Raw genomic sequence first — 4302 nt, 5'->3', positions numbered from 1 at the left:
TCAGCGGTTAAGTCCCTTTCTTCAGATGTGGCCAGTCAGTTACGTGGTTGGGTTAAAGAGCAAGTGGACGAGATAACGGATGAATTAGACGATCAAGGTCACAGCCCTGAGATTGACTCAGGCGCTAGTGAAGAACAAGACTTAGTCGAAGAAGAGTCTAACCTCGAAGAATTTCATCCTACTGACGYAGAAGATGAAAAGTTAGTGACTAAGCAGAGTGAAGGGCAACAAGGCGTTGATGAAACACAAGCTCTGAATGATAAAGCAGTTTGATAACGTCACATTGGTATATTTTGACTAAGTAGCCTTACTTTTTGTAGCGACATATTTACGATGGAGACAAAATGTCTCATTAATAATGCCTCACACAATTTTCTCATCACCTCCATTTTTTATAGCCCAATCTTTAAAATGCCTTCGCTCATTGAGTAGAACGAAGGTATTATCTTGTTATTTATGTGTACGTTTAGTCGTAACCTATGWCTCTTTTTCGAACGCTTCTGAATGTTCTAACCACAGCGCGTTAATGATCCCAAAAGAGCAGGCGAGTAGTACACCTAGTACCCAGCAAAAATACCACATAGGTTTTCCTTAATAGAGTGACGAACTGTTATCTTGAATATATTGGTTATTCAAGCGTCCGAACATTTTGTAATAGCACCATGTTGTATAGGCTAAGATGATAGGGACTACGATTATCGAAACCACCGAGATAATTGATAATGTCAGTTGGCTAGATGTAGAGTCCCACAAGGTTAAGCTATGAGACGGCATCAAGCTTGATGGCATAACCATCGGGAATAGAGCTACACCAGCAGTAAGGATGACACTCGCAATTGAAAAGCTAGACAGTGCAAATGCGACACCTGGACGTTGGTAATTAACCGCTGTACTTGCTAAAAACAAAGTCATGATTCCAGCTAATGGGATTAACCAAAGCAGAGGGTGCGACACAAAGTTATGAAGCAGTAGCCCCTCAAACACCATTACATGTTTGGTCAATGGGTTCGATGCAGCATCCGTTACTATCGGGCTAGTGATGATGTATCCCGGCTCAATGGTCGAATAGATACCACCGGCAATAAACAGTAGTGCTGTTACAATCGCGCTGATCGTTGCAAACCTCTGTGCTCTACTAAGTAACGCGCCTTCTGTTTTTAGGCAGAGGAATACTGAGCCCTGCGTTAACACTAATCCCAGACTAACTAGTCCACAAAGTATAGGGAACGGAGTCAATAGATCGAAGAACCCACCTTTATAAGAAAACATCAAGAATTCGTTAAGCTCAAAAGGTACACCTATTAATAGATTACCGAAGCCTACACCGAAAATGATGGGTGGAATAAAACCACTAACAACAAGTGCTGCGTCACAAGCTTTACGCCAGCGAGGGTCATCAATCTTTGAGCGGTAGTCCATGCCTATAGGGCGTAACCATAACGACGCAAGAACCAGCAACATCGCAAGATAAAAGCCCGAGAATGCAGCACCATAAATCGAAGGCCAAATCGCAAAGATCGCACCACCTGCAGTCACTAGCCATACCTGGTTGCCATCCCAATGAGGCGCAATTGAGTTAATCATTACTCGGCGTTCGGTATCATTATCCGCGAGTATTGGTAATAGCGCGCCGACACCCATATCGAAGCCGTCGGTGATGATAAAACCGATCAGTAATACCCCGACAATTGCCCATGTAAATAGGCGTAAGTTTTCGTAGTCAAACATCAATATATCCTTAATGAAGATCCACAAGTTTATTTAGGTCCGAATCGGACTGTTCGAAGTGATAGCGTCCTGTCTTTAATGCACTTGGTCCTTTGCGAGCAAATTTAACCATCAGGTACATCTCAGCGATTAGGAACAAGGTATACAGAACATAAACAGCAGCCAGTGATAACCAGATGCTTGATGCCGGTAAGTCTGATACCGCCATGTTTACAGGAAGGATCTCACCAATAGCCCATGGCTGGCGGCCATATTCAGCGACAAACCACCCCATTTCACATGCAATCCAAGGAAGAGGGATCGCAAGTAATGTCGCTTTAAGCAGCCAACGAGTTTGTCCGATTTTTCCAAGACAGGTTTGGATGAATGACAAGCCAACAACCGCGAATATCAACATTCCACAAACCACCATGATTCGGAAGCTCCAAAACAGTGGGGCAACGGTAGGAATGGTGTCCTTCGCTGCTTGCTTTATTTGTTCTTCAGTTGCGTCAGTCACTTTGTCTGTATATTTCTTAACAAGTAAGCCATAACCTAAGTCGTCTTTTACTTGGTCAAATTGCTCAATGTTTTCTGCAGATTTATTGCCAGAACGAAGCTTTTCCAGTAACCCGTAAGCGAGAATACCGCTGCGCACACGTTCTTCACTTTGTGCCATAAGGTCACGTATGCCGATTACAGGCTCATCAAGTGAACGAGTAGCAATAATCCCCATTAAATAAGGGATCTTAACGGCATAGTCAGTTTCCATTGTTTCCTGATTAGGAAAACCGAATAGAGTGAACGAGGCCGGTGCTTCTTCGGTGTGCCATTCAGCTTCAATTGCTGCCAATTTAACTTGTTGAACATCACCAAGTTCATAGCCGGATTCATCACCCAACATAAGCGTAGAGACAATCGCTGCCATTCCAAATGCACTCGCAATAGCGAATGAACGACGTGCGAAAGGTAAGTCACGGTTTTTTAGCATGTAGTATGCACTGATACCCATAACGAACAATGCGCCTGTTGTGTATCCTGCTGCAACTGTGTGAACAAATTTGACTTGTGTGACAGGGTTAAAGATCACCTGAACAAAGTCAGTCATTTCCATACGCATGGTTTCAAAATTGAACTCTGCGCCAACTGGATTTTGCATCCAGCCGTTCGCCATCAAGATCCATAAACCAGAGAAGTTTGAACCTAGTGCTGTTAGCCAGGTGATTGATAAGTGCTGGCGTTTTGACAGTCGATCCCAGCCAAAGAAGAACATGCCGACTAAAGTAGACTCTAGGAAGAATGCAACGAGCGCTTCAATTGCTAAGGGAGCGCCGAAAATATCTCCAACGTAGTGTGAGTAGTAAGCCCAGTTTGTACCAAATTGGAATTCCATGGTTAAACCCGTTGCGACACCCACCGCGAAGTTTATCCCAAAGAGCTTACCCCAGAATTTGGTCATGTCTTTATAAATGGTTTTTCCCGTCATCACATAGAGTGATTCCATCACGCCAAGCAAAACCGAAAGGCCAATAGTCAGTGGGATAAATATAAAGTGATAGAGTGCGGTACTTGCAAATTGAAACCGCGACAGATCAACGACATCTGTAAACATAGAGACTCCTTCCCACCACAGAGTGTGGTGGGTAAGATTAGGTTGAAAGAATTTTTGTGTTAGGGATTAAGCGTTAGTAGGGGTAGAGCGAAGTTTTTTGTTTAGCCAGTAGTCGAGGCTTACGTAACGACCACCACCATAAGCGAGTAGAACAAGTAACATAACGAAATAAGTGCCAGCGAACTCCATACCGTTGTTTAGCATTACCGGGTCACCGAGCTCAGTAATGTAGTTGTATCGTCCTGGGAAGTTAACAGCTAGCCACTCTATGAATCCATTTAGGCGAACCGTTGCTTCCATACCACCTGTAGCAATAGCATCCCAACCGTGTTTCCAGTGCACCATTGCACTTGCTACGCTCATCATGAAAATCATTGGGATAGAGATAAAGCGCGTGAATAAGCCAAGGGCTATACAAATACAGCCAAGAACCTCGGTTGCTGCGGCTAAGAACGCCAGTAACTCAGGGAAAGGGAGGTTTAAACCACCATCAGCGGTTGATGCACCAAACCAAGCGACTGTGCCTGCAAAACCTAGTACTTTTGAACRAGCACCGACGAAGATGACTGGGATTAAATATAAACGCACGCAAAGTAATGGGACGTAATCATATTTCTTACATTTTTCGACAAAAATATCGAACCAGTTGATAGCTGACTTAATCATTATATTTCTCCTAATGGTTGAACATTTAGCAGACCTAACTTGCAAAATTGTTCAATCCAATTAATAAAATCAAAACTAGCCGCTTGTTGAGCAATATTATTTTTTAGCGTTGCTAGACTTTGAAGTTCTGCTTGTTGGATCATTTGAATAACCGCAACGTCTATTTCTTTTAAGGCCAAGGTCATCACGAGCTGTGATGTATCTCGGTAGACTGCGTAGTAAAGTGAGTTTCGCCTTCGTGTTAAGAACGTGACAGTGTCTGCATGAACAACAAATGGGAGGTTAAGCAACCTCCCATTTGTTGTTCATGCAGACAC

5 protein-coding genes and 1 pseudogene are annotated in these 4302 nt (G+C 43.5%); 1 reads left to right on the top strand and 5 read right to left on the bottom strand.

From position 1 onward, the window contains the following. Positions 1-273 (top strand): annotated as a pseudogene (locus tag L4C33_RS19970) (hypothetical protein); the annotation flags it as partial. Positions 274-477: 204 nt separating this feature from the next. Here L4C33_RS19970 and cydX read toward each other — a convergent pair. From cydX to L4C33_RS19945, 5 genes are all read right to left on the bottom strand, one after another. Continuing rightward, positions 478-582: a cytochrome bd-I oxidase subunit CydX gene (gene cydX / locus L4C33_RS19965; protein WP_428814151.1), complete on the bottom strand. Its 105-nt coding sequence runs from the start codon at positions 580-582 to the stop codon at positions 478-480. 9 nt (positions 583-591) lie between these two features. Beyond that, the gene (gene cydB, locus L4C33_RS19960) at positions 592-1728 is read right to left on the bottom strand and encodes a cytochrome d ubiquinol oxidase subunit II (RefSeq protein WP_428814150.1); all 1137 of its coding nucleotides are present in this window, start codon (positions 1726-1728) and stop codon (positions 592-594) included. A gap of 10 nt (positions 1729-1738) precedes the next feature. Further along, complete coding sequence (locus L4C33_RS19955; RefSeq protein WP_428814149.1) at positions 1739-3319, bottom strand: cytochrome ubiquinol oxidase subunit I; 1581 nt, start codon at positions 3317-3319, stop codon at positions 1739-1741. Between the two features lie 66 nt (positions 3320-3385). After that, positions 3386-3985 (bottom strand): HvfX family Cu-binding RiPP maturation protein, encoded by a 600-nt coding sequence (locus L4C33_RS19950; RefSeq protein ID WP_428814148.1) that lies wholly within the window; start codon positions 3983-3985, stop codon positions 3386-3388. Beyond that, complete coding sequence (locus tag L4C33_RS19945; RefSeq protein WP_428814147.1) at positions 3985-4164, bottom strand: hypothetical protein; 180 nt, start codon at positions 4162-4164, stop codon at positions 3985-3987. Before L4C33_RS19945 ends, L4C33_RS19950 begins: the two co-directional genes overlap by 1 nt. Positions 4165-4302: the final 138 nt, after the last annotated feature.

It is taken from the genome of Vibrio makurazakiensis (assembly GCF_050337375.1).
In the GTDB taxonomy this organism is placed as follows: domain Bacteria; phylum Pseudomonadota; class Gammaproteobacteria; order Enterobacterales; family Vibrionaceae; genus Vibrio; species Vibrio makurazakiensis.
The sequence above is the reverse complement of the archived record's forward strand: the minus strand, read 5'-3'. Positions and strand labels throughout refer to the sequence as shown.